Origin of the sequence: Ancylobacter sp. IITR112, assembly GCF_041415945.1 — a bacterium.
In the GTDB taxonomy this organism is placed as follows: Bacteria; Pseudomonadota; Alphaproteobacteria; order Rhizobiales; family Xanthobacteraceae; genus Ancylobacter.
In genome coordinates this window covers 3,683,224-3,707,779 of record NZ_JBGCUS010000001.1, presented here as the reverse complement: position 1 = coordinate 3,707,779, position 24,556 = coordinate 3,683,224, and the positions used below count along the sequence as shown (strand labels likewise).

Below are 24,556 nucleotides of genomic sequence, written 5' to 3'. Positions count from 1 at the left end.
TGGCGATGATCGAGGGAGGCGGCGGTGACCACCAGTGACGAACGGCGCGCCAGATTTCTCGCGCGGCTCAGCCGGCTTCACCCGGAGCAGATTACCGATCTGGTGCTAGCGCTGGAAGGGCGGCTCGTCGCGCTGCGGGCGGAGACGGCGCGGGCGCGCCAGCCAGTCGCCATCATCGGCCTGGCCACCCGCTTCGCCGATGCGGACAGCGCGCAGGCCTATGGAAGGCTGCTGTTCGAGGGGCGCGACGCGGTTCGCCCCGCCCCCGCCGACCGGCCGGAGCGCGCCGGCCTGCCGCCCGGCGGCTATGTCGAGGGGGTGGAGCGCTTCGATCCCGGCTTTTTCGGCCTGCGGCCGACCGAGGCCGAGGCGATGGACCCGCAGCACCGCCTCGCGCTGATGCTGGCCTGGCAGGCACTGGAAGATGCCGGCTATGCCGAGGCGGGCCGGCGCCCGCGCGCCACCGGCGTGTTTCTCGGCCTCGGCGCCAATGAGTATGAAGCGCGCTTTCAGGCGCGCGGCGCGCTTTCCCCTGCCGCCATTCTCGGCAATGCCGGCTCCATCGCCGCCGGGCGCATCGCCCATTGGCTCAATGTCACCGGGCCGGCGCTGGTGCTCGACACCGCCTGCTCGTCGTCGCTGGTCGCCGTGCATGCCGCCTGCAAGGCGCTGCGCGACGCGGAATGCGACCTCGCTTTGGCCGGCGGGGTGAACCTCACCCTCGACGCCGATGTCACCGCCGCGCTTGCCGCCGCCGGCATGCTCGGGTCCGGCCATGCCTGCCGCACCTTCGATGCCGACGCCGATGGCTATGTGCGCGGCGAGGGCGGCGGGCTGGTGGTGCTGAAGCGGCTTGCCGACGCGCTGCGCGACGGCGACACCATCCGCGCCGTCATTGCCGGCTCCGCCGTCAACCATGACGGCGATTCCGGCGCGCTGACCGCCACCGATGGCGCGGCGCAGCGGGCGGTGATCGCGCGCGCCCTGGCCGATGCGGGGGTGTCGCCGGCCGAGATTCAGGCGGTGGAATGCCACGGCACCGGCACGCCGCTCGGCGATCCGATCGAGGTGCAGGCGCTCGCCACCGCCTATGGCGACGGGAGGGCGGCGCCGCTGCTCCTCGGGTCGGCGAAGACCAATATTGGCCATCTCGAGGCCGCCGCCGGTATTGCCGGCCTCGTCAAGATGGTGCTGGCGCTGGAAGCGGGCCGGTTGCCGGCCACGCTGCACCAGCAGCGGCCCAATCCGCGCATCGCCTGGGACGAACTGCCCGTGCGGGTGGTGACCGAAGCGCAGGACTGGCCGGCCGGCGCGCGGCGCCGGGCCGGGGTGAGCAGCTTCGGCTTTTCCGGCACCAACGCGCATCTGATTGTGGAGGAGGCACCGCCCGCGCCGCAGGAGGCTGACGATGTGCCGCTCCCGCTCGTACTGGCCTTCTCCGCGCCGGATGCCGAGGCGCTGCGCCGCATCGCCGCCGGTCTGGCCGACCAGCTTGCCGCCGATCCGCATTTCTCGCTCGCCGGCATGGCGACGGCACTCGCCACCGGGCGCGGGCGTTTCGCCCACCGGGCCGCCTGTCTGGCCCGCACATATGAAGAGGCACTGGCCGGGCTGCGCGCCATTGCCGAGGGCGAGGCGCCGCAGGCGGGTGCTGTCGGGCAGGCGCTGCCCGAAAAGCCGAAGATCGCCTTTCTGTTTGCCGGCGAGGGCAGTGCGTGGCCCGGCATGGCGGCCGACCTCTCTGAGGCCGACCCGGTGTTCCGCGCCCGGGTGGAGTCGGCGGCGGCGCGGCTCGGCCCCGATCTCGCTGCGCGGATGTTCGACCGCGGCGGCGCGCCGCTGACCGAGACCGCCGAGGAGCAGCCGGCGCTGTTCGTGCTGGAAGTGGCGCTGGCCGAGCGGCTGGCCGCCTGCGGCGTCACGCCCGATATCGTCGCCGGCCACGGCCTCGGCGAGTGGTCGGCCGCCTGCATCGCCGGCGTGCTTCCCGTCGAGGTAGCGCTCGGCCTTGTCGCGGCGCGGGGCGCGCTGATGGGCGCGCTGCCCGCCGGCGGCGAGATGGTGGCGGTGTTCGCCGCGCCGGAGCGTGTCGCGCGGGTGCTGGAAAGCGTCGGAGCGCCGCTCGACATCGCCGCGCTCAACGCGCCGGACGAGGTGGTGGTGGCGGGCGAGAGCGCGGCCATCGCGGCCCTGCTCGCCGCGCTGGATGCGGCCGGCCTTCGCAGCCAGCGCATCCCCACCCGCCACGCTTTCCATTCCCGCCTCATGGAGCCGGCACTCGGCCCGTTCGAACAGCGGGTGGGCGAGGCCGCGCTTTCGCCGCCGCGCCTGCCTCTCGTCTCCGGCGTCACCGGAGACCTTTCCGCCGATTTCACCGATCCCGCCTATTGGGTCCGGCAGATGCGCGAGACCGTGCGCTTCGGCGCCGGGCTCGACACGCTGGCGGGCGAAGGCGTGCAGGTGGTGGTGGAAATCGGCCCCGCCGCCGCGCTGGTCGGCCTCGCCCAGAGTGCCGCCGGCTTCGCGGGCCGCGACACCCGCTTCGTCCCGACCCTGCACCGCAACCGCCCGGCGGGCGAGACGCTGGCGCTGGCTCTGTGTCGCCTGTTCGTCGCCGGGGTTGAGGTGGCGTGGCCGGCGTGCGGCGCGCGCCGCGCGCATCTGCCGCCCTATCCCTTCGCGCAGGAGCGCCACTGGGTCGAGGCTCCCCCCCGGCGCATGGCGGCGGTCTCCGCTGTGCCGTCCGCGCCGACGGTGCCCGCTCCGCTCTCCGCGCAAGCGCCTGCCACTCCCGCCGCCCCGCTTTCCGCCATCCCGCCCATGGCCGCCCTCACGGCGGCAACGGAGGCTCGCGTGTCCAGCCCTGTTCTCCCCCTCGCAAGCGCGGCTCCGGCCCCCACTGAGCCTGCCGCGCCGCTGAGCCCCGAGGCCGCCGGCTTCATCGCCGATTTCGCCGCGCGCTACGGGGCGGCGCATGGCGCCTCCCGCCGCCAGCGCGAAGCCTTCGGGCCGGTGCTGGCGGACAGCCGGGCGGCGGCGGGCCTGCCGGCGGAAGCCGCATCGCTGCTCGCGCCGATCATCGGCGTGAAGGGGCAGGGCAGCCATGTCGTCGATGCCGACGGCAATGACTATGTCGACCTCTCCATGGGCGCCGGCGTGCAACTGTTCGGCCACAACCCGCCCCTGGTGGTGGAGGCCATCCAGCGGCAGATCGCCGAGCAGGGGCTTTTTCTCGGCCCGCAGCCGGAACAGGCCGCCGAGGCCGCCGCGCTGATCGCCCGGCTCACCGGCAATGAGCGGGTGCTGTTCTGCACCACCGGCACCGAGGCGGTGATGACCGCGCTGCGCCTCGCCCGCCACGCCACCGGCCGCCCGCTGGTGGCGATGTTCGCCGGCTCCTATCACGGCCATTTCGACGGCACGCTGGCCCGTTCCGGTCCTGACGGAGAGAGCCTGCCGCTCGCCAGCGGCACCCCGCCGGGCATGGTCGCCGATGTCGTGGTGCTCGATTACGCCGACCCGGAAGGCAGCCAGATCGCGCTGGAGGCGCTGGGCGACCGCCTGGCGGCGGTCATTGTCGAGCCGGTGCAGAGCTGGCGCCCGAGCCTGCAGCCGCGCGACTTCCTGCACTGGCTGCGCGACTTCACCAACCGGGTCGGCGCCGCGCTGATCTTCGACGAGGTGCTGCTCGGCTTCCGTGTCGCCGCCGGCGGCGCTCAGGCCTGGGCCGGCGTGCGGGCCGATCTCGTCATCTATGGCAAGATCATCGGCGGCGGTCTGCCGATCGGTGTCGTCGCCGGCCGGAGCGCCTTGCTCGATGGCATTGACGGCGGCGTCTGGCCGCTGGAGGGCGCCGGCGGGCCGAAGGCCGAGCGGACGTTCTTCGCCGGCACCTTCGACAAGAACCCGCTCACCATGGCGGCAGCAACCGCCATGCTCACCCATCTCGACGCCGCCGGGCCCGGACTTCAGGAGGGGTTGAACGCCAACACGGAAGCGCTGTGCCATCGCCTCAACGCCATGCTGGAGGAAGATGGCAGCCCGCTGCGAGTGGAGCACTTCTCCTCCCTGCTGCGCTTCGCCGGCGCGAGCGACCTGTTCTACAGCCAGTTGATGTCGCGCGGGGTCTATGTGTGCGAGGGGCGCACCTGCTTCCTCTCCACCGCCCATAGCGAGGAAGATCTCGACAAGGTGGCGCAGGCGGTGCGCGACAGCGCCCGCGCCCTCGCCGCCGTGGGGCTTATGGGCGGCGCGGCGCTGCCGCCGCCCGCCCGGCCCCACAGCTTCGCCACCGCGCCCGTGCAGCAGGCGCTGTGGGCGCTCGCCGCCGCCAGCCCGGAAAGCGCGGCGGGCCATAACCAGTCGCTCGCCCTGCGCCTGCCCGGCCGGCTCGACGTCGCTGCGCTGACAGCGGCGCTGGCCGATCTCGTCGCGCGTCATGACAGCCTGCGCATGCGCTTCGAGGACGACGGCGGCACGGCGGTGATCGAGCCGCAGGCCGTGGTGGCGCTGGAGGAGGCCGATCTTCTTGACGACGTGGCCCTGGACACTTGGGTGAGGCAGGCGGCGGCACGGCCGTTTGATCTCGCCCGCGCCGGCCAGCTCCGCGTCGGCCTGCTGCACTGCGGCGGGGAGAGCGCGCTGGCATTGATCCAGCCGGATGTCGTCACCGATGGCTGGTCGCTGCGGGTGCTGGCCAATGAGCTTGGCCAGCTCTATTCCGCCCGCCTTGCCGGTACGCCCGCGGCGCTGCCCGCACCCGCTCCCTATGAGCGCTTCGCCGACTTCGCCCGCGAGGCGGCGGCGGACCCGGAGGCGACTGCGCAGTGGCAGGCCCTCGTCGCTAACCCGCCGGCGCCGCTGGCGCTGCCCACCGATCGGCCGCGTCCGCCGCAGCAGACCCACGCCGGCGCCCGCGTGCGGGTGCTGCTGCCGCCCGCCTTCGCCGCCGACCTCGCGGCGCGGGCGCAGGCGCGCGACGGCTCGCTGTTCACCCTGTGCCTTGCCACCTATGGCCGGCTGCTTGCCGAGCTTTCCGGGCAGGACGAGCTGATGGTCGCGATCTCCGTCGCCGGCCAGCCGCTGGTGGGCGAGCCGGGGCTGACGGGCTGCTGCGTCTCCACCGTGCCCGTACGTCTCGCCGGCCTCGGCGGCGACGCGCTCGGCGCCACCCGCGCGGCGATGGCGCAGGCGATGGCCTATCCCGCCTATCCCTTCTCCGCCATCGTTGGGGCGAGCGGCGTGGGGGGCGATCCCTCCCACCCGCCGCTGGCGAGCGTGTCGTTCACTCTGGACCGGATCGAGCCGCTGGCGGCTTTTGCCGGGCAGGTGCCGGTGCCGGTGGCCAATGGTCATGGAAGCGTCCGCCGGGACCTGGACTGGAATCTCGAACTCAGGGAAGACGGCCTCCTCATCGAGGCTCATTTCAACACCGACCTGTTCGATGCCGCCCGCGCCGAAGGCTGGGTCGCACGCTACAGGGCGCTGCTGGATGCCGTCGGCATGGCCTCGCCCGAGATGCCGGCAGCGGAAGAGCCCCTGATCACCAGCCTCGCCGACCATGTCGCGCACTGGGCGCAACACAGCCCCGCCGCGCCGGCCGTGGTCGATCGTGCAGGCACGCTGAGCTGGGCGGAACTGGCACGGGCCAGCGGCGAGCTTGCCGCGCGGCTGGCGGCGCAGGGCGTCGGGCGCGGCGACAGGGTCGCCTTCTGCCTCGCGCGCGGCGCCGGCCCGCTGGTGGCGATGGTGGCGGCGAGCCATCTCGGCGCGGCCTTCGTGCCGCTCGATCCCGATTTCCCCGCCGCCTATCGCGCCACGCTGCTCGCCGCCTGCGAGGCAAGTGTGCTGGTGGCCGATGCCAGCACGGCGGGCGAGCCGGTCACCGTGCCGGTGCTCGGATGGAGCCGTCATGCGGGGGAGGAGGCGGTGCCGCCCCGCGCCCGCCTTGCCGGCCCGGACCTCGCCTATATCCTGTTCACCTCCGGTTCCACCGGGCGGCCCAAGGGGGTGATGGTGTCCTGCGGCGGGCTCGATGCCTATGCGCAGGCGCTGCTGCAGCGGCTTGCCCTGCCGGGTCCGCGGGTCTTCGCCATCGCCACCTCCTTCGCCGCCGATCTCGGTTATACCAGCGTCATCGGCGCGCTCGCCTCGGGTGGCACGCTGAATGTGCTGGACGCGGCGACCGCGCGCGATCCTGGTGCCTTCATCGACTGGATGGCGCGCCATCCCGCCGATGTGCTGAAGATCGTCCCCACCCATCTCGCGGCGCTGATGGCGCATCCCGAGGCAGCGGCGCTGCTGCCGCGGCTGGCGCTGATCTGCGGCGGCGACGTGCTCACCTTCGGCCTCGTGCAGAGGCTGAAGGGGCTGCGGCCGGAGCTGCGCGTGTTCAACCATTATGGCCCGGCCGAGACAACCATCGGCTGCACCATGGTGGAAGTGACGGCGGCAATGGCCGCCGGCGCGGCGGCGCAGGCCGCCGACCGCGTGCCGGTCGGCACGCCGCTCGGGTCGGCCGAGGTCGATATTGTCGATGAGCACGGCGCGGCGCTGCCGGCGGGCGAGACCGGCGAAATCCGCGTCAGCGGGCCGGGTGTGGCGCTCGGCTATGTCGGGCGGCGCGAGACGGAGAATGCGGCGGAGGGCGAGACCGCGCCGGAGGGCGGGCCCGCCTCCGGCTTCATTCGCCTGGCCGATGGCGGGCGCGCCTATCTCACCGGCGATCTCGGCACGCGGGAAGCGGACGGGCTTGTCCGCTTTCTCGGCCGCAAGGATGACATGGTGAAAGTGCGCGGCCATCGGGTCGATCCCAATGGCGTCGCCGCGCAACTGCGCGCCTGCCCCGGCGTGCGCGACGGCGCCGTGCTGGCGCTGCACGAGGCGGACGGCACGGTGCGCCTCGCCGGCGCGGCGGTGGCCCCCGGCGAGGACCCGGCGCGGCTCGATGCACTGTTGCGCGAGAGGCTGCCGGCGGCGCAGCGCCTCTCCCGCCTCATCCTCGTCGACGCGCTGCCGCTCACTGCCAATGGCAAGCTGGACCGGGCCGCGCTGCGGGCGTTGCTGGCCGCGCCCGGGTCGGACGCCGCCGCCCTGCCGGAGGTGGCCACTACGGGCGACGCGCTCGCCACGGTGCTGGCGCTGTGGCGTGAGCTTTTCGCCGGTCGCGGCGCTGCGACCCCGCCGGGTCCGGACGACGATTTCTTCGCGCTCGGCGGCGATTCGCTCATGGCCATTCAACTGGCCGGCAAGGCCCGGGCGGCGGGGTGGCTGCTCGCCCCGGCGCAGATTCTCACCGCGCCGACGCCGCGCGCGCTCGCCGCGCTGATGAAGCCGGTCGCTTCCGGCGCCAAAGCGGCGCACGGGCCGGTGGCCGGGCCGGTGCCGCTGACGCCGATCCAGCACTGGTTCATGGACATCTCCATGCCCGAGCGCCGGCACTGGGCGCTCACCGCCGTGTTCGATCTCCCGCCCGGCACCGAGGCCGAGGCGGTGGAATCGGCGTTGGCGGCGGCGGTGCGGCGCCATGACGGGCTGCGCGTGCGCCTGCAGGAAGGATCGCCACCGGCGCAGCTCGCCGAGGAGGTCGCCGACCTGCCGGCGCTGCTGCGCGAACAGGTCGCAGTGGGCCAGGACGTGTCGCCCACCGAGGACCGCATGGCCGACCGGCTGATAGCCATGATCGACCCGCAGGCCGGGCGCCTCATCGCCGCCGGCATGATCGAGGCCGGCGCCGCGCTGCGCCTCGTGGTGGCGGTGCATCACCTCGTCTTCGACAGGGTGTCCTGGGCGATCCTTGCCGATGATCTCGCCAAGGCGCTGTCCGACCCGCCGCTGCCGGTGCCGGCGCCGCCCACCTCCTGGACCTGGTGGTGCCGGCATCAGGCCGGAGCCGGCGCCGCCTTCGAGGCGGATCGGCCATTCTGGCAGTCGGTGGCGCTCGCCCCCACCTCCGTGCCGCTCGATCATCCCGCCGCGCCCGATATCGAGGGCGAGGCGCGCCACCGCGACCTGCGGCTGGAGGCGGCTTTGGCCCAGCCGCTGCTCGCCGATCTCGCCGCGCGCTTCGGCCATCAGCCGCAGGAAAGCGCGCTTGCGCTCATTGCCCGGCCGCTCGTCACTTGGACCGGCGGGGCGCTGCAGCTTGAGCTGGAAGACCATGGTCGGGAAATACCCGGCCGCGCGTTGCCCGCACGCGAGCCGGGCGAGGCGACGATCGATCTGTCGCGCACCATTGGCTGGTTCACCACCCGCTATCCCGTCGCGCTTCCGGCCGAGTCCTCCGACCTGCCGGCGTGGCTGCTGGCGGTGAAGGAGCGGGCGCGGGCGGCGGCCGGGCGCGCCATGGGCTATGGCCTGCTGCGCAGCGCCGCCGTGCCGCTTACCGGCGCGCGGCCACAGGTGTCGTTCAATTTCCTCGGCGATATCAGCCGCTTCGGCCATGCCGGCCTGGCGCTGGTGCGGCTCGGCGCCGGGCGGGAACGGGCGGCGCAGGCCGCCCGTCCGCACCGCCTCGCTTTCCAGTGCTGGCGGGAGGGCGGCGCCCTCGTCATCCGCTGCGAATTCGGCGCCGGGCATGACGCGGCGACGATCGAGCGTCTGCTCGACGCTATCCGCGCCGAGGCGGAAGCCTGCCGCGCCGTGGCGGCGCAGTCGCAGCGGCGCTATTCGCCGAGCGACTTCGCCGGGCTCGCCCTCGGCCGGGACGATCCCGACACGCTGACGGCGTTCACCTGAACCGTGGCCGCCTCAGCCCGTCCAGCCCCAGCGAGCCGCCGCCGAACACCACCAGCGCGAAGGCCATGGCGGCCCAGGGCAGGTGGAAATTGGCCCAGCCCTCGGGAACGGTGAGCTGGATGACGGCGGTCATGAGCAGCAGGCCGAGCGCGGCGAAGCGGGTGAACAGGCCCGCGACCAGCAGCAGCGGCAGGACGATCTCGCCCGTTCCGGCCGCTGCCGCCATCAGGGTCGGGAACGGGTAGGGATAGGTGCCGCCAAACAGATGCAGCCGGAACTCCTCCTCGAACAGGAAGTGCGCGCCGGCCGAAAGAGTGAGGAAGCCGTCCCATTTGGTCAGGCCCGAGAAGAAGAACGGCACCGCCAGCGCCAATCTGAGGCCCAGCAGCGGCAGGGCGGGCGGGATCGCCGCCAGCAGTCCCTCCGCCCGGCCCACCAGCCTTGGCAGGGCGGTACGCGGCGCCGGGGGCGCGGAGGCCGAAGGGCCGGAGGCGGAGGAGCGCTCAAAGGCGGAGGTCATGGAACGTCCCCTTGCAAATCGGCGAAGGCGCCGAGGGTGAGAAGGCCGACAAGTGCGGCACCGACATCAAAGTCCGGCCCGGCCGCCAGCGCGGCCTCCGCCGCGACGCCGAGCGCTTCGCCCGCGAACAGGGCGGCGGCGAAGGGCGCGTCGGCGGGCGGCAGCACATGGATGTTCACCGCGAGTTCCGGCCGCACCACCAGCATGGTCTCGGCCTCCCACGCCTCCAGCGGAGTGATCGCAGCCGACTGATGCGCCGCCCAGATCGAGCCGGCGGGATGGGCGGAGCGTAGCAGCGTCGCCGAGGGGTGCGGGACGAGCACCAGCCCCGCCAGTCGCTCGGGCGGCACGGCGGCGAGCCGCCCAGGCGCCAGCGGCGCGGCGTCGGCGGCGTGGTAGGCCCGCGTCCAGGCCACTTCCAGCCGGGCGACATCGGCGAGATAGGGCACATCGTCCGCCGGTGCGAAGCCGGCGATGAAATCGGGGAAGTCGTCGCCATAGGCGAGTATCAGCGGCGAGGCGGGCTTGTGCTGGCGCACATAAGCCTGTGCCATCCCCGCGAAGAAGGCGGAGCCGACCAGCTTTTCCGTGACGGGAAAGCGCTGCGCCAGCGCGCGGGCGAGGCCGACATGCACATTGTTGCGATAGACGGCGAAGCGGGCGGCATCCGTCGTGCCGGACGCGCCGGCAAGGCCCGGCGGCGGGGGAACATCGGCATCGAGCAGCGCCTCGGCGAAGGCGTTCTGGCGGGCGGCGGCATCCATGGGTCAGGCGGCCTCCACCCGTGCGTTGCGCCGGGCGGTCTCGGCGGCGATCCGCGCGTCCACCCGCACCGCTTCGGCGTGCAGCGTGGAGAAGTCCGGCACGTCATTGTCCCATTCGATCAGCGTCGGCCGCGCGCCGCTGCGCGCCAGCGTGTGGTCGTAGAGCGCCATCACATCGGTGCGGATCGCTGAGCCATGGGTGTCGATCAGCAGCCGGTCGCCGGCGCCGTCCACCGTCTCGTCATAGCCGGCAAGATGGATTTCCCCGACGCGCTCGACCGGGAAGCGGTCGATATAGGCGGCGGGGTTGATCCGGTGGTTGACGCAGGAGACCATGACATTGTTCACGTCGAGCAGCAGGCCGCAGCCGGTGCGCGCCGCGACGGCGTCGAGAAAGTCGATCTCGTCGATCGTGCTCTCGGCGAACAGCACATAGGTGGAGGGGTTTTCCAGCAGCAGCCGGCGCCCGATCGTCTGCTGCGCCTCGTCGACATGCGCGCTCACCCGCTCCAGCGTCTCCGGCGTGTAGGGCAGCGGCAGCAGGTCGTTGAGAAAGCCGCTCTCATGCGTCGACCAGGCGAGATGTTCGGAAAAGCTCTGCGGCCGGTAGCGGTCGATCAGCCCGCGCAGCCGGCGCAGATGCGCCTTGTCGAGCGGGCCCGCCCCGCCAATGGACAGGCCGACGCCGTGCAGCGACAGCGGGTAAAGGCACGCCACCGCTTCGAGATAGCGGTGCGGCGGGCCGCCGGCGCCCATATAGTTCTCGGCATGAACCTCGAAGAAGCCGATGTCAGGCCGCTTCTCCAATATGTCGCGGTAATGTTCGGGCTTGAGGCCGAGCCCGGCGCGGGCGGGCAGGTGATCGGCGGGGGTCATGGCGTGTCTCGCGGCGTGGGGTGCGGGAGGGGAGGCCCGCCGGGGCGAGCCTCCTGAGCCGGCTCAGCTCTTGATCGGGGTCAGCGAGCCCATATGACCGCCGCCCTTCATGGTCACGCAGGTACCCTTGGGAACCGCCTTCCAGGCATTGCCCTGATAGTCCTTGGTCGAGGTGCCGGCGCAGGTGGTGCCCGGCCCGGCGGCGCAGTCATTCTGGCCCTTGAGGGCGATGCCGTAGCACTTCTCGTTGCCGGCCATCTTCTCCGGCGGCAGCGGGCCGGCGGCAGCCGCCGTGGCGAGGGCGGTGGCGAGCGAGCCGGCGAGGGCGAGAGCAAGGGTCGAGCGGTTCATCAGTGGTCTCCTGAGGGCTGGGCGCGGCCGACCTCGGCCGTGCCCTCAGCCTTTCGGGACCGGCGCCGGCGATGTTACGCTCCACCCTGTCACGAGGCCGTGATCGGCTGTGGCCGGCTCTTGGCCAATCTTTGCGCCGCGCCGTAACAAATCGCCCCGGGCGTGCGAACAGGAGAGACCGTGAACGGCCGGAAGGAGCGCGACCACGAACGCGAGCTCGCCGATCTGCTGCGCGCCGCGCTGGCGGGTGACGAGCGCGCCTATGCGGCGTTTCTCGCGCGTGTGGCCGGGCTGGTCCGCGCCTATGTGCGCGGTCGGATCAGTCATGGCGGGGTCGAGCCGGAGGATGTGGTGCAGGAGGTGCTGCTGGCGATCCATCTGAAGCGGCATACATGGCTGCCCGAGGCGCCGGTGCTGCCCTGGGTGTATGCCATTGCGCGCTTCAAGCTGATCGACGCCTTTCGCCGGCGCGGCCGGCGGGCGGAGATCGACGTTGATGACATCGCCGAGACGATTCCCCAGCCGGAAGTCGAGACGGTGAGCGCGCGCGACATCGGCCGGGCGCTGGACGGTCTCGCCCCCGGCCAGCGCTCGGTGGTGGCGGCGATCTCGGTCGAGGGACAGTCGGTCGAGGAGGCGGCGCGGCGGCTGAAGATGACGGAGACGGCGGTGCGGGTGGCGCTGCACCGGGGACTGGCCGCGATCGCGCGGCGATTTGGAAGCGACTGACATGAAGACCGACGATCTCATCCGGGCGCTCGCCGCCGATACACGCCGCTCCGCGCCGCCGCTCGGCACCGTCCGGCGCGCGGCGCTCGTGCTGGCGGTCCTGCTGGCGGGGGCGGTGTTCTCGCTCAGCCTCGGCCCGCGCCCGGATGCACTGGCGGCGCTGGAGACGGTGCGCTTCCTGTTCAAATTCGTGGTGACGCTGGCTCTCGCGGCGAGCGCCTTCGTGCTGCTCGGCCGGCTGGTGCGGCCGGGGGAGGCGGCGCGCGCCCCGCTCGGCTGGCTGCTGGCCGGGCCGCTGCTGCTCGTCATCGGCGTCGGGCTGGAACTGCTGGCGGTGCCGGCCGCCGAGTGGAGCACGCGGCTCGTCGGCGTCAATGCCCGCACCTGCCTCACCTTCATTCCGCTGATCGGCGCCGCCCCGCTCGTCGTCTTCCTCGCCGTGCTGCGCCATGGCGCGCCCACCCGGCCGGTGCTGGCGGGAGCGGTGGCGGGGCTGCTGGCCGGGGGGCTGGCGGCGGCGTTCTACGCCGCCCATTGTCCCGACGATTCCCCGCTCTTCGTCGCGAGCTGGTACAGCCTGGCGATCGCCGGCCTCGCCGCGGCGGGGGCGCTGATCGGCCCCCGCGTGGCGCGCTGGTAGGCGCCGCTCTAGCCGCGTATGTCCGGCTCGACCAGCCGGGCGAGATTGTCGAGCGATTGCTGCCAGCCCAGATAGCAGGCTTCGGGCGGGATGATGTCGGGCACGCCCGCCTGCACGATCTCCAGTTCGGTGCCGACCGACACCTCCCGCAAGGTAACGCTCACCTGCATCTCGCCGGGCAGCGCGGGGTCGTCGAAGCGGTCAGTGTAGCGCAGGCTCTTGCCCGGCACGAGTTCCTCATAGGTGCCGCCGAAGGCGTGGCTTTCCCCGGTGGTGAAGTTGCGGAACGACATGCGGAAGCTGCCGCCCACCCTCGCGTCCAGTTCGTGCACCGTACAGGTAAAACCGTGCGGCGATATCCATTTCGCCTGCGCGTCCGGCTCGATGAAGGCGCGGTAGAGCTTCTCCGGAGAGGTTGCGAGGACACGGTGCAGGCGTATCGTGCTGGGCATGCGGGTGGGCCTCCTGTGGGACATCCTGCCCGAGGACGAACGACCTTCGCCAGCGCCGACACGGCCGGCACATTTTTTCCCGGACGCTGTCGGTTCGCGCCGCCGCCCTTCGTCCTTGGGCCGTCAAGGACGGACCACAGGGAGAACCCGTGATGAACGTGCAGGCCTATCTGATGTTCAACGGCCGCACCGAGGAGGCGCTGGCGTTCTACGGGCGCGCCATCGGGGCGGAGGTCACGGCACTGATGCGCTTTGGCGAGGCGCCGGAGGCGCCGCCGCCCGGCATGATCCCGGAAGGCTGGGACGACAAGGTGATGCATGCCAGCTTCCGCGTCGGCGCCGCCGAGCTGATGGCGTCCGATGGCTGTCAGTCGGACGGCGCGGGCTTTGCCGGCATCTCGCTGGCGCTCTCCGTCGCCTCGCCGGCGGAGGCGGAGCAGCGCTTCGCCGCGCTGTCCGAGGGGGGCACCGTGACCATGCCCCTCGGCCCCACCTTCTTCGCTCCCGCCTTCGGCACCCTCACCGACCGGTTCGGCGTGTCGTGGATGGTTGTCGTGGCGACGGCTTGAGGGAGGCGAAGATGGCCCGGCAGGTCTTCCTTCTCGTCGGCACCCGCAAGGGCGCCTTCCTCGCCGAAAGCGACGCGGCTCGCCGCTCCTGGGCCCTGCGCGGCCCGTTCTGCGAGACATGGCCGACCAATCATGTCGTCGCCGATCCCGCCAGCGGCACGCTCTATGCCGGTGGCGGCAATGAATGGTTCGGCCCGGCGGTGTGGAAATCCACCGATCTCGGCGCGAGCTGGACCCATTCGAGCCAGGGCCTCGCCTATGAGGGCGGCGAGGCGCCGGTAAAGGCGGTGTGGAGCCTGGCGGTGGCCGGCGACGGCACGCTCTATGCCGGCGTCGAGCCGGCCGGCCTGTTCCGCAGCACCGATGGCGGGGAGAGCTGGACCCATCTCGACGGGCTGCAGAAGCACCCGACCCGGCCGGAATGGCATCCCGGCGGCGCCGGGCTGATCCTGCACTCGCTGGTGCTCGATCCCGCCGATCCGAACAAGCTCTGGGTCGGCATCTCCGCCGCCGGCGTGTTCGCCAGCGAGGATGGCGGCCTCACCTGGGAACCGCGCAATCGCGGCACGCGGGCCGATTTCATGCCGGAAGGGCAGAACTACCCGGAATTCGGCCAGTGCGTGCATTGCCTCGTCATGGCGCCGGGCGGGCGGGGGCGGCTCTACCAGCAGAACCATTGCGGCATGTACCGCTCCGACGATGGCGGCCATAGCTGGCAGAGCATCGAGCGGGGCCTGCCCTCCTCCTTCGGCTTTCCGGCGGCGGTGCATCCGCGCGACCCGGACGGGCTCTATCTCATCCCGCTCAACGGCGACATCAAGGGCCGGTTCATGCCGGAGGGCAACGCCGCCGTCTGGCGCACCGGTGATGCCGGCGCAAGCTGGCGGGCGCAGCGCGCCGGGCTGCCACAGGGCGGCGCCTATTTCAACGTGCTGCGCCAGGCGATGGCCACCGACACGCTGGAACCCGCCGGGGTCTATTTCGGCAGCAATGCTGGCGGGCTCTATGCCAGTGCCGATGAGGGCGAGACCTGGGACTGCATCGCCCCGCATCTGCCGACCATCACCTCGGTCGAAACGCTGGTGCTGGAGCGGTGAACGCGCGGGCGGGGGAGTGGCAGGACGAGGCGCCGGCGCCCGTGCTGGTGCGCCTGCCGCCGCATCTCGTCGTGCTGTTTCCCGGCGCCGAGCGGCTGGTGGCGCTTCCCGCCGCCAGCGTCGCGGAAATGGTCGACAGGCTCGACGCGCTCTGGCCCGGCATGCGCGAGCGCCTGTGCGACGAGACGCCGGCGATACGGCGCCACATCAACGTCTTCGTCGAGGGAAGGCGCGCCCGGCTTTCCACGCCGCTCGACCCCGGGGCGGATGTCTTCGTCATCACCGCGATCAGCGGTGGCTGATCTTTAGCATATCAGAGGTACCCCATGTTCTACGCCCTGCTTTGCTACCATAGGGAAGATGTCGTCTGCGGCTGGACCAAGGAGGAGGACGACGCCGTCATGACGAGGCTCGGCGTCGTGCACGAACGGCTGGCGGCGGCTGGCAAGCTCGGCCCGGCCGCGCGCCTGCTGCCGACCACGGCCGCCACCACGCTGCGCAAGGACCAGGATCCGCCCCTCATTCTCGACGGACCCTTCGCCGAGACCAAGGAGCAGCTTCTGGGCTTCTACGTGCTCGACTGCGAAAATCTGGAGGAGGCGCTCGACATCGCCCGCCAGCTCGGCGTGGCCAATCCCGGCGGTTGCTATGAGGTGCGTCCGGTCGGCCTGTTCCTTGACGGCGGCGCGCGGGCCTGATGGATGCGGCGCGCAGGATCGGCGCTGTGCTCGCTGCGGCGCGCCCGCAGGCACTCGCGGCGCTGCTGCGCTATTTCCGCGATCTCGACCTCGCCGAGGAGGCGTTTCAGGAGGCGTGCCTGCGCGCGCTGAAAAGCTGGCCGCAGAACGGCCCGCCGCGCGATCCCGCCGCCTGGCTCATCTTTGTCGGGCGAAATGTCGCGCTTGACGGCGTGCGGCGCCAGGCGAAGCAGACGGCGCTGCCGCCGGAAGATGTCCTCTCCGACACCGGGGATGCCGAGGCGGAAGCGGCGGCGCGGCTCGACGGGGCGCATTATCGCGACGACGTGCTCCGCCTGCTGTTCATCTGCTGCCATCCCGAACTGCCGGCAACGCAGCAGGTCGCGCTCGCTTTGCGCATCGTCTCCGGGCTCTCGGTCGGCCAGATCGCCCGCGCCTTCGTGGTCAGCGAGGCGGCGATGGAGCAGCGCCTCACCCGGGCCAAGGCGCGCATCGCCCGCGCCCAGGCGGGAGAGGGCGGCGTGCCCTTCGAGCCGCCGGGGCCGGTGGAGCGGGCGGAGCGGCTCGGTGCCGTCGCGGCGATGCTCTATCTCGTCTTCAATGAAGGCTATTCCGCCGCCGGGGACGCCACGGCCGCGCGCGACCCGCTGTGCGAGGAGGCGATCCGGCTGGCGCGGCTGCTGTTGCGTCTCTTTCCGTCCGAGCCGGAAATCATGGGGCTGACCGCGCTCATGCTGCTGCAGCACGCCCGCGCCCCCGCCCGCTTCACCGCTGACGGGACGGTGATCCTGCTGGAGAACCAGAACCGCGCGCTGTGGAACCGGGCGATGATCGGCGAGGGGCTCGCGCTTCTCGACAAGGCGATGCGCCACCGCCGGCCCGGCGCCTATCAGGTGCAGGCGGCCATCGCCGCGCTGCATGCGCGGGCCGCCACCGCCGAGGACACTGACTGGGCGCAGATCGACCTGCTCTACGGCACGCTGGAAATAATGACTCCCTCGCCGGTGGTGACGCTCAACCGGGCGGTGGCGATTTCCAAGCTGCGCGGCCCCGAGGCGGCGCTGGCCATGGTAGAACCGTTGGGTGAGCGGCTGTCCGACTATTTCCATTATCACGGCCTGCGCGGCGCGCTGCTGATGCAGCTCGGCCGCAAGGCCGAGGCGCGCGCGGGCTTCATGGCGGCGATCAGCCTCGCCACCACCCCGGCCGAGGCCGCCCATATACGCAGCCATCTCGACGCTCTCGCCTGAGGCACTATTCGCTTTTCCGCCGGGGGCGCCGGGAGCGGGCGGGGGTGAGTTCGATCCAGGCCGGGGCGTGGTCGCTCGCCTTGTCCCAGCCGCGCACCGCACGGTCGACCCCGGCGGCGACGAGGCGCGGCGCCAGGGAGGGGCTGAGCAGGAGATGGTCGAGCCGCAGCCCGGCGTCGCGCTCGAAGGCGCGGCGGACATAGTCCCAAAAGGTGTAGAGGCGCTCATCGGGATGCAGCGTCCGCAGCGCGTCCGTCCAACCCTGTGCGGTGAGAGCGTGAAAGGCCGCTCGCACCTCCGGCCGGAACAGCGCGTCGTCGGTCCAGCGCTCGGGCCGGTACACGTCGAGTTCGGTCGGCATCACATTGTAGTCGCCGGCGAGAACCACCGGCACGTCGAGCGCCTTCAGTTCCGCCGCATGCGCGACGAGCCGGGCGAACCAGCGCTGCTTGTAGGTGAATTTCGGCCCCGGCGCCGGGTTGCCATTGGGCAGATAGAGGCAGGCGATGACCATGCCCTCCACCGCCGCCTCGATATAGCGGGCCTGGCGGTCCTCCGTCTCGCCGGGCAGGCCGCGCCGGATGAGCACCGGCTCGCGGCCGCGGGCGAGGATGGCGACGCCGTTCCAGCTTTTCTGTCCGTGCCAGAGCGCGCCATAGCCGGCCTGCTCGACGGCGCGGATGGGAAAGCGGGCGTCGGCGGCCTTGAGTTCCTGCAGGCACACCACATCCGGTCGCGCCTCCTCCAGCCAGCGCAGCAGCACGGCGAGGCGGCCATTAATGCCGTTGACGTTGAAGGTGGCGATCTTCACCGCCGGTCCTCCATCAGCGCCATTGCTCCAGCACCTCCTCGGTGCGGGCGACCTCCACCTGCTGGCTGAAGCGGCGGGTGTAGAGCTCCATCAGCGCGTCATGGGTGGAATCGGAGGAACTGCACAGCGCATCCGTGACCAGAACCACGCGAAAGCCCCGGTCGATGGCGCCGAGCGCGGTGGCGAGAACGCACACATCCGTCTCGCCGCCGGTGACGACCAGCGTGTCCACCCCGGCGGGAGCCAGCAGCGCATCGAGCGCGCCCTCGGTCCAGGGCGAGTAGACGCGCTTGTCGACCACCCGCGCCGGCGGCACGAAGCGCTCCAGCGTCGGCACCAGGCGCGTCATGTCGGCGCCGATCGCCTCGCCGGTGACGGCCTCCCAGCGCTGATAGTAGCGCGCCCAACTCCCGATAGCGTCGCCCGGGCGCGGGGGCGGGATGAAGCGGGTGAACGCGGTGCGCTCCGGTTTATGGGTGCACAGCGCGTCGACCTTCGGCAGCACCTTTTCCAGCCAGGGCACCGCCCAGGGCGAACCGGGGCCGAACAGGCGCTGCATGTCGACGCACAGATGCAGGGCGTTCGCGCCGAGCGGACCGTGAACGAGGCCGAGCGCCGCCATGGCTTGCTCCTTCCGCCTGCGGGCCGTCGGGCCCGTCCTGCCCGGTTAATCCCGCGCCCGGCATTTTGTTGCCGGCAAGGCATCCCTCCGGTCAGGGAAAGCGGCGGCTGAGGAAGGGCGAGCCGCGCAGGCCGAAACGCCAGGGGGCTTCCATGGCCTTGCTGATACCGATGCGCGGTCCCGTCACGATGTCCGGCGCGCCCTCGCGCTCGCGCCAGTCGAAGGGCGGAAGGTCGAGCGGTGCGCCGTCGAGGGCGCCGGTGATGGCGAGCGCCTGCGTCAGCCGGCCGGGGCCGGCGCAGAGAAAGGCGGGGCCGCCCCGGCGCTCCGCCATGCGCTCCAGCCCCGCCACCGGCGCCAGCGCCCGCACCAGCACGGCGCCATGGTCCTGCGCCACGATGTTGAAGCACCAGTGCAGGCCATAGGAGCGGTAGACATAGGCATGGAAAGGCGGGCCGAACATAGCCGCATTGCGCGGCGTCGGGCCGGGATAGCTGTGCGAGGCGGGATCGTCGCGCCGATAGGCCTCGGTCTCGACGATGAGGCCGCCGACGCCGTCGACCAATAGTGTCACGCCGATGAGGCGCGGGGCGAGGGCGAGCGCGTCGCCTTCAAGCGGGATCATGAGTTCCGTCTAGCATAGCCGGGACCGGAGGGGGCAGGCCCCTCCGGCGGTCGGCGGCTCACCGCCCGGCGGTTCAGAACGGGCTGTCGGGGAAGTAGAATTGCGCCGCATTCTCCGGCGTGATCAGCGTCGAGCCGATGATGAAGCGGCCATAGACCGGCGTGTCGGAGACGAAGCGCAGAGCGGTGACTTCGAGCGCGGTGGAGATCTGCGCCGGGGTGTAGGATACGTCGACCGGGATCTGCGGGTCCTTGTCCATCACCCGCTTGATGATTTCCTTCATGCCGGCGCCGCCGACGATCCACATTTCCTTCTGCCGCCCGGCCTGGGCGATGGCCTCCATCACGCCGATGGCCATGTCGTCGTCCGCCGCCCAGACGGCGTCGATCTGCTTGTGCTTGGACAGGTAATCCTGCATCACCTGGAACGCCTTGTCGCGGTTCCAATTGCCGTGCTGCATGTCGAGGATTTCAATCCCCGAGCCGGCGATGGCGGCCTGGAAGGCGTCGACGCGCTCATTGTCGAGCGTGGTGGGAATGCCGCGCAGCACCACGATCTTGGCGCCGGGCTTGAGGTTCGCCTTGAAATATTCCCCCGAGACCCGGCCGAAGGCGGTGTTGTCGCCGGCGACATAGAGGTCCTCGATGCCGGGCTGGGACAGGCCGCGATCGACAACCGTCACCCATTTGCCGGCGTCCTTCACCGCCTTGACCGGGCTGGTCAGCGGTTCGGATTCGAAGGGCAGCACCACCAGCGCGTCGATGTTGCGCGTCGCCACCATGTCCTCGATATCGTTCACCTGCTTGCCCACCGCGCCGGCGGTGGCGAGCACGAAGTCGAGGTTCGGATAGGTCGCCTTCAGCCGCTTGATGGTTTCCTGCGCGTGCCAGTTCAGCCCGCCCATGAAGCCATGGGTGGCGGAGGGGATCGAGACACCGATCACCGCTTTCTTGCCCTGCGCGAGCGCGGGTATTGAGACGCCTGCGGCAGCCGTGGCCGCGCCGATGGCGGCGGTGGTAAGGAAGGTCCTGCGTTCCATTGTCGTTTCTCCCATGGTCTCCGCTCTCAGGCGGATGATGATTTGCCGCGCTGGAGAACCACCGCGAGCACGATGATGACGCCCTGGATCGTCCCGTTGAGGTACGGGGAGACGAGGTCCGCCAGGATGAGGATGTTGTCGATCGGGCTGAGGATGAGCACGCCGATCACCGTGCCCCAGACGCGGCCATAGCCGCCCTTCAGCGCCGTGCCGCCGATGATGACGGCGGCGATCGCCTCCAGCTCCCACAGCATGCCGGTGGAACCGGAGGCCGAGCCGAGGCGCGGCACATACATGATGGTGGCGAGGCCGACGAGCAGGCCGAGCAGCACATAGGTCATCAGCCTTATGCGCTCGACATTCACCGCCGAATACAGCGCCACCTTGTCGTTGGAGCCGATGGCCTCGCAATAGCGGCCGAAGCGCGTGTGCCGCATGGCGATCTGCCCGGCGACCGCCACGATGGCGAAGACGAGGATCGGCCAGGCGATGCCGAACAGGCCGGAATAATAGACCGGCCGGTAGAACTGCCGCACGCCGAAATCGAGGCTGATCGTGCCGCCATCGGCGAGCCAGGTCACCAGTGAGCGGAAGATGCCCATGGTGCCGAGCGTGACGATGAAGGGTTCGATCCGCGCTTTCGTCACCAGCAGCCCGTTGCCCAGCCCCGCCAGCAGCCCGAGGCCGAGCGCCAGCCCCATGCCGGCGAGGATCAGCGGCACGCCGACGCCCATGGTGGGCAGCAGCGCGTTCATGCCGAGAATCATCACCCCGGCGATGAAAGCCGCCATCGAGCCGACGGAGAGATCGAGCCCGCCGGAGGTGATGACGAAGGTCATGCCCACCGCGATCATGCCGATGAAGGCGGAGCGGGCGAGCACATTGGTGATGTTTCCGGCCGAGAGGAAATTCTCGTTGAGATACGCCCCCAGCGCCACCAGCAGGATCAGCGCCAGCAGCGGGCCGAGCGCGGAAAGACCGGGCAGGCGCGCGGCGAGGGAGGGCGCCGTCGCTTCCCGGCCGGCACCGGCGCGCGTGGTGTCAGACATGCGGGGCGCTCCCTGTCGGCTGTTCATTGGTGCCCATGACGAGGCGCACCACGGCGTTCTCGGTCAGGCGTTCGCCGTCGAGTTCGCCGGCGATCCGGCCGTGCCGCATCACCAGCACCCGGTCGGACAGGCCGAGGATTTCCGGCATGTCGGAGGAGATGACGATGACGCTGCGCCCGTCATTGGCGAGCGTGTCGATGAAGGCGTAGATCTGGCTCTTGGTGCCGACATCAATGCCGCGCGTCGGCTCGTCGATGATGACGATTTCGGGGTCGCCAAGCATGGTCTTGGCCAGGAGCAGCTTCTGCTGGTTGCCGCCGGAGAGATTGCCCACCTTCATGTCGCGGCGCGGGGCGCGGATGTCGAATTCGCCGATGGCGCGGGTGAGCGCCTCTTCCTCGCGCCGGCCGTCGATGAACAGGGCGCCGAAGCGAGCGAGGGTGGAGAGGGTGAGGTTCTCGGTGAGGTTCTTGTCGAGCAGCAGGCCGCGTTCCTTGCGGTCCTCGGTGAGATAGGCCATGCCGCTGGCGGCGGCGTCGCGCACCGAGCCGATGGTGACAGGGATGCCGTGGCGCAGCACCTCGCCGGTCACTGGGCGCAGCCCGACCAGCCCTTCGGCGAGTTCGGTGCGGCCGGAGCCGACAAGGCCGGAAATGCCCAGCACCTCGCCGCGCCGCAGGGTGAAGGAGATGTCCCGAACCAGCGGCGGCACGGAAAAGCTCCGCACCTCCAGCGCCACGCTGCCGGCATGGTGGCGCTTCTGCGGATAGATGTCGGCGAGTTCGCGCCCGACCATGGCGGTGGCCATGCCGTCCTCGCTGAGTTCCCCGCGTCCGGCCCGGCGCACCACCGCGCCGTCGCGCAGCACGGTGACGCGGTCGGCGAGGCGGGTGATCTCCTCCAGCCGGTGCGAGGTGTAGAGCAGCGCCACGCCCTGTGCCCGCAGCCGCTCGATCTGGCGGAACAGCACCTCCACCTCCCGATGCGTCAGCACGGCGGAGGGCTCGTCCATGATCAGCACCCGCGCCTTGCGGGAGAGGGCCTTGGCGATCTCCACCATCTGCCGGTCGGAGACGGGCAGGTCGCGGATGCGTGCCTCCGGCCGGATCGTGCTGCCGAGTTCGTCGAGCAGAGCCTGTGTCCCCTCCCGCATGGCGCGATGGTCGAGAAACAGCCGGCCCTTCTCGCGCCCGAGCCAGATATTCTCGGTGACGGTGAGATCGGGGGCGAGGTTGAACTCCTGGTGGATGACCACGACGCCGGCCGCTTCGGCCTGCGCGCCGGTGGCATAGGGGGCGGGCGCCCCGTCCAGCCGCACCGCGCCGGAGGTCGGCGCGAGGAAGCCGCCGAGGATTTTCATGATCGTCGACTTGCCGGCGCCGTTCTCGCCGATCAGCGCATGCACCTCGCCGGCACGGAGCGCGAAGTCGATGCCGTGCAGGATCTCGATCGGGCCGAAGCTCTTGCGGACATCAACGAGTTCCAGCACCGGGGCGGTCGCGCGCTCCGGGGCGGCGCTCACAGCGTCACCCAGCCGGCATTGCGGCGGGAGGACTGCACGCAGGCTTCAACGAAGCGCATCCCCGCCAGCCCGTCCGCCAGCGTCGGGAACAGCACGCCGTCGGGCACCGCCTCGCCCGCCTGACGCGCGCGGATGGCTCGTGCCGCCTCGGCATAGATGTTGGCGAAGCCTTCGAGATAGCCTTCCGGGTGGCCGGGCGGAATGCGCGAGACGCGGCCCGCCTCCGGCCCCGCCCCGGCGCCGTTGCGGGTGATGCGGCGCTTCGGCTCGCCGAAGGGGGTGAACCAGAGATAGTTCGGGTCCTCCTGCGCCCATTCCAGCCCGCCCTTGTCGCCATAGACGCGCAGGCGCAGCCCGTTCTCATTGCCTGGCGCCACCTGGCTCGCCCACAACATGCCGCGCGCGCCGCCCGCAAAGCGCAGCAGCACATGGGCATTGTCATCCAGCGCTCGGCCGGGCACGAAGGTCTGGAGGTCCGCCGCCAGTGCTTCCGGCGTCAGGCCGGAGACGAAGCAGGCGAGGTTATAGGCATGGGTGCCGATGTCGCCGGTCGCCCCGCCGGCGCCGGAGCGCTCCGGGTCGGTGCGCCATTCCGCCTGCTTGGAGCCGGATTTCTCCGCCGCCTCGGTCAGCCAGTCCTGCACATATTCCACCTGCACCAGTCGAACGCGGCCGATCTCGCCCGCCGCCACCATGGCGCGGGCCTGCCGGATCATCGGGTAGCCGGTGTAATTGTGGGTGAGGATGAACAACGCCTTGGACTGTTCCGCCGCCTTGGCCAGCTTCTTCGCCTCCGCCATGGTCGCGGTCAGCGGCTTGTCGCAAATGACGTGCACGCCGCGCTTGAGGAACTCGATCGCCGGGCCGGCATGCATGTGGTTGGGCGTGACGATTGCCACCGCCTCGATACCGTCCTTGCGCCGGACCTCGCCCTTCGCCATGGCGAGGTAGTCGTCATAGACGCGGGTAAGCCCGAGCGCCTCGCCCGAGGCGCGGGATTTCTCCGGCGTGGAGGAGAGGGCGCCGGCGATGAGGGTGAACTCGCCGTCGAGCCGGGCGGCGATGCGGTGCACGGCGCCGATGAAGGCGCCGGCTCCGCCGCCGACCATGCCGAGCCGCAGCGGGGCGTGGGAGGAGGGGGCGCTCATCGGTCCAGCCCCAGCAAGGCGCGGTTGGCGGCGCGGTCGGTGGCACCGGCGGCGAAGTCGTCAAACGCCTTCTCGGTGACGCGGATGATGTGGTTCCTGACGAATTGCGCGCCCTCGCGCGCGCCATCCTCGGGGTGCTTGAGGCAGCATTCCCACTCGACCACCGCCCAGCCGTCGAAATCCATCGCGGCCAGTTTCGAGAAGATGGCGCCGAAATCCACCTGCCCGTCGCCCGGGCTGCGGAAGCGCCCGGCGCGCTTCAGCCAGGGCTGGTAGCCGCCATAGACGCCCTTGCGGCCGGTCGGGTTGAACTCGGCATCCTTCACATGGAACATGCCGATGCGCTCGGCATAGATGTCGAGATGGTCGAGATAATCGAGCTGCTGCAGCACGTAATGCGAGGGGTCGTAGAGCATCTTGGCGCGGGGATGGTTGTCCACCCGCTCCAGGAACATCTCGAACGTGTCGCCGTCGTGCAGATCCTCGCCCGGGTGGATCTCGAAGCAGAGGTCGACGCCGCATTCATCCGCGTAGTCGAGCAGCGGCCGCCAGCGGCGGGCCAGTTCGTCGAACGCCTCCTCCACCAGCCCCGCCGGGCGCTGCGGCCAGGGATAGACATAGGGCCAGGCCAGCGCGCCGGAAAAGGTCACCATGGCGGTGAGGCCGAGATGCCTGGAGGCGGTGAGCGCCTTCTTCATCTGGTCAACGGCCCATTCCTGCCGCGCCTTCGGGTTGCCGCGGACGGCAGGCGCGGCGAAGCCGTCGAACATGGCGTCATAGGCGGGATGCACCGCGACAAGCTGGCCCTGCAGATGGGTGGACAGTTCGGTGACGACGACGCCGTTCTGCGAGCCTTTTCCCGCCCATTCCGAACACCAGTCGCGCGAGGCCGCCGCCTTGTCGAGGTCGAGAATGCGCGGGTCGTTGGTTGGCACCTGCACGCCTTCATAGCCGCACTCGGCGGCCCAGCGGGTGATGTTGTGCCAGCTATCGAAGGGCGCGTCAGTGCCGATGAACTGGGCCAGAAACAGGCCCGGTCCCTTGATGGTCCGCATGGT

At 71.1% G+C, this 24,556-nt stretch carries 21 protein-coding genes; 8 read left to right on the top strand and 13 right to left on the bottom strand.

The window, feature by feature from the left end:
* The first annotated feature begins 24 nt into the window (after positions 1 to 24).
* Positions 25 to 8,736: an aminotransferase class III-fold pyridoxal phosphate-dependent enzyme gene (locus tag AAC979_RS17610; protein ID WP_371348194.1), complete on the top strand. Its 8,712-nt coding sequence runs from the start codon at positions 25 to 27 to the stop codon at positions 8,734 to 8,736.
* Here AAC979_RS17610 and AAC979_RS17605 read toward each other — a convergent pair.
* The 4 genes from AAC979_RS17605 to AAC979_RS17590 all read right to left on the bottom strand — a co-directional run bounded on the left by AAC979_RS17605 (position 8,729) and on the right by AAC979_RS17590 (position 11,247).
* Positions 8,729 to 9,256, bottom strand: a complete 528-nt coding sequence (locus tag AAC979_RS17605) for a DoxX family protein (RefSeq protein WP_371348193.1) — start codon at positions 9,254 to 9,256, stop codon at positions 8,729 to 8,731. The genes AAC979_RS17610 and AAC979_RS17605 overlap by 8 nt on opposite strands.
* Positions 9,253 to 10,020 carry a DUF2063 domain-containing protein gene (locus AAC979_RS17600; RefSeq protein WP_371348192.1) on the bottom strand — a complete coding sequence of 256 codons (768 nt, stop codon included), beginning with the start codon at positions 10,018 to 10,020 and terminating at the stop codon, positions 9,253 to 9,255. Before AAC979_RS17600 ends, AAC979_RS17605 begins: the two co-directional genes overlap by 4 nt.
* A gap of 3 nt (positions 10,021 to 10,023) precedes the next feature.
* Positions 10,024 to 10,896 carry a DUF692 domain-containing protein gene (locus tag AAC979_RS17595; protein ID WP_371348191.1) on the bottom strand — a complete coding sequence of 291 codons (873 nt, stop codon included), beginning with the start codon at positions 10,894 to 10,896 and terminating at the stop codon, positions 10,024 to 10,026.
* Positions 10,897 to 10,959: 63 nt separating this feature from the next.
* Positions 10,960 to 11,247: a DUF2282 domain-containing protein gene (locus tag AAC979_RS17590; RefSeq protein WP_371348190.1), complete on the bottom strand. Its 288-nt coding sequence runs from the start codon at positions 11,245 to 11,247 to the stop codon at positions 10,960 to 10,962.
* A 180-nt stretch (positions 11,248 to 11,427) separates the two neighbouring features.
* On the opposite strand from AAC979_RS17590, the gene AAC979_RS17585 reads away from it, so the two are divergent.
* Entirely contained in the window at positions 11,428 to 11,976 is a 549-nt protein-coding gene (locus tag AAC979_RS17585) for a sigma-70 family RNA polymerase sigma factor (RefSeq protein WP_371348189.1), read from the top strand.
* A gap of 1 nt (position 11,977) precedes the next feature.
* On the top strand, positions 11,978 to 12,616 hold the full coding sequence (locus AAC979_RS17580) for an NrsF family protein (protein WP_371348188.1): 639 nt from the start codon (positions 11,978 to 11,980) through the stop codon (positions 12,614 to 12,616).
* An 8-nt stretch (positions 12,617 to 12,624) separates the two neighbouring features.
* Here the strand turns inward: AAC979_RS17580 and AAC979_RS17575 are convergent, their stop codons facing one another.
* Positions 12,625 to 13,068, bottom strand: coding sequence for an SRPBCC family protein (locus tag AAC979_RS17575; protein ID WP_371348187.1), 444 nt, complete (start codon positions 13,066 to 13,068; stop codon positions 12,625 to 12,627).
* 152 nt (positions 13,069 to 13,220) lie between these two features.
* On the opposite strand from AAC979_RS17575, the gene AAC979_RS17570 reads away from it, so the two are divergent.
* From AAC979_RS17570 to AAC979_RS17550, 5 genes are read left to right on the top strand one after another with little or no spacing between them, the layout of a single operon-like run.
* Positions 13,221 to 13,637, top strand: coding sequence for a VOC family protein (locus AAC979_RS17570; RefSeq protein ID WP_371348186.1), 417 nt, complete (start codon positions 13,221 to 13,223; stop codon positions 13,635 to 13,637).
* A gap of 11 nt (positions 13,638 to 13,648) precedes the next feature.
* Positions 13,649 to 14,734 (top strand): WD40/YVTN/BNR-like repeat-containing protein, encoded by a 1,086-nt coding sequence (locus AAC979_RS17565; RefSeq protein WP_371348185.1) that lies wholly within the window; start codon positions 13,649 to 13,651, stop codon positions 14,732 to 14,734.
* A complete protein-coding gene (locus AAC979_RS17560) occupies positions 14,731 to 15,036 on the top strand; it encodes a MoaD/ThiS family protein (protein WP_371348184.1) in 306 nt (101 codons plus the stop codon). The genes AAC979_RS17565 and AAC979_RS17560 overlap by 4 nt, the downstream gene beginning before the upstream one ends.
* Positions 15,037 to 15,060: 24 nt before the next feature.
* The gene (locus AAC979_RS17555) at positions 15,061 to 15,432 is read left to right on the top strand and encodes a YciI family protein (protein WP_371348183.1); all 372 of its coding nucleotides are present in this window, start codon (positions 15,061 to 15,063) and stop codon (positions 15,430 to 15,432) included.
* Positions 15,432 to 16,682 carry an RNA polymerase sigma factor gene (locus AAC979_RS17550; protein ID WP_371348182.1) on the top strand — a complete coding sequence of 417 codons (1,251 nt, stop codon included), beginning with the start codon at positions 15,432 to 15,434 and terminating at the stop codon, positions 16,680 to 16,682. The genes AAC979_RS17555 and AAC979_RS17550 overlap by 1 nt, the downstream gene beginning before the upstream one ends.
* 4 nt (positions 16,683 to 16,686) lie before the next feature.
* Here AAC979_RS17550 and xth read toward each other — a convergent pair whose 3' ends face one another.
* The 8 genes from xth to AAC979_RS17510 all read right to left on the bottom strand — a co-directional run bounded on the left by xth (position 16,687) and on the right by AAC979_RS17510 (position 24,553).
* Positions 16,687 to 17,493, bottom strand: a complete 807-nt coding sequence (xth, locus tag AAC979_RS17545; RefSeq protein WP_371348181.1) for an exodeoxyribonuclease III — start codon at positions 17,491 to 17,493, stop codon at positions 16,687 to 16,689.
* Positions 17,494 to 17,506: 13 nt separating this feature from the next.
* Positions 17,507 to 18,115: a cysteine hydrolase family protein gene (locus AAC979_RS17540; protein WP_371348180.1), complete on the bottom strand. Its 609-nt coding sequence runs from the start codon at positions 18,113 to 18,115 to the stop codon at positions 17,507 to 17,509.
* Between the two features lie 91 nt (positions 18,116 to 18,206).
* On the bottom strand, positions 18,207 to 18,740 hold the full coding sequence (locus AAC979_RS17535; protein ID WP_371348179.1) for a DNA-3-methyladenine glycosylase: 534 nt from the start codon (positions 18,738 to 18,740) through the stop codon (positions 18,207 to 18,209).
* Positions 18,741 to 18,813: 73 nt separating this feature from the next.
* Entirely contained in the window at positions 18,814 to 19,779 is a 966-nt protein-coding gene (locus tag AAC979_RS17530) for an ABC transporter substrate-binding protein (RefSeq protein ID WP_371348178.1), read from the bottom strand.
* Positions 19,780 to 19,805: 26 nt separating this feature from the next.
* Complete coding sequence (locus AAC979_RS17525; RefSeq protein WP_371348177.1) at positions 19,806 to 20,828, bottom strand: ABC transporter permease; 1,023 nt, start codon at positions 20,826 to 20,828, stop codon at positions 19,806 to 19,808.
* Positions 20,821 to 22,350, bottom strand: coding sequence for a sugar ABC transporter ATP-binding protein (locus tag AAC979_RS17520; protein WP_371348176.1), 1,530 nt, complete (start codon positions 22,348 to 22,350; stop codon positions 20,821 to 20,823). The genes AAC979_RS17525 and AAC979_RS17520 overlap by 8 nt, the downstream gene beginning before the upstream one ends.
* Positions 22,347 to 23,498: a Gfo/Idh/MocA family protein gene (locus AAC979_RS17515; protein WP_371348175.1), complete on the bottom strand. Its 1,152-nt coding sequence runs from the start codon at positions 23,496 to 23,498 to the stop codon at positions 22,347 to 22,349. The genes AAC979_RS17520 and AAC979_RS17515 overlap by 4 nt, the downstream gene beginning before the upstream one ends.
* Positions 23,495 to 24,553, bottom strand: coding sequence for a sugar phosphate isomerase/epimerase family protein (locus AAC979_RS17510; RefSeq protein ID WP_371348174.1), 1,059 nt, complete (start codon positions 24,551 to 24,553; stop codon positions 23,495 to 23,497). The genes AAC979_RS17515 and AAC979_RS17510 overlap by 4 nt, the downstream gene beginning before the upstream one ends.
* Positions 24,554 to 24,556 lie beyond the last annotated feature (3 nt).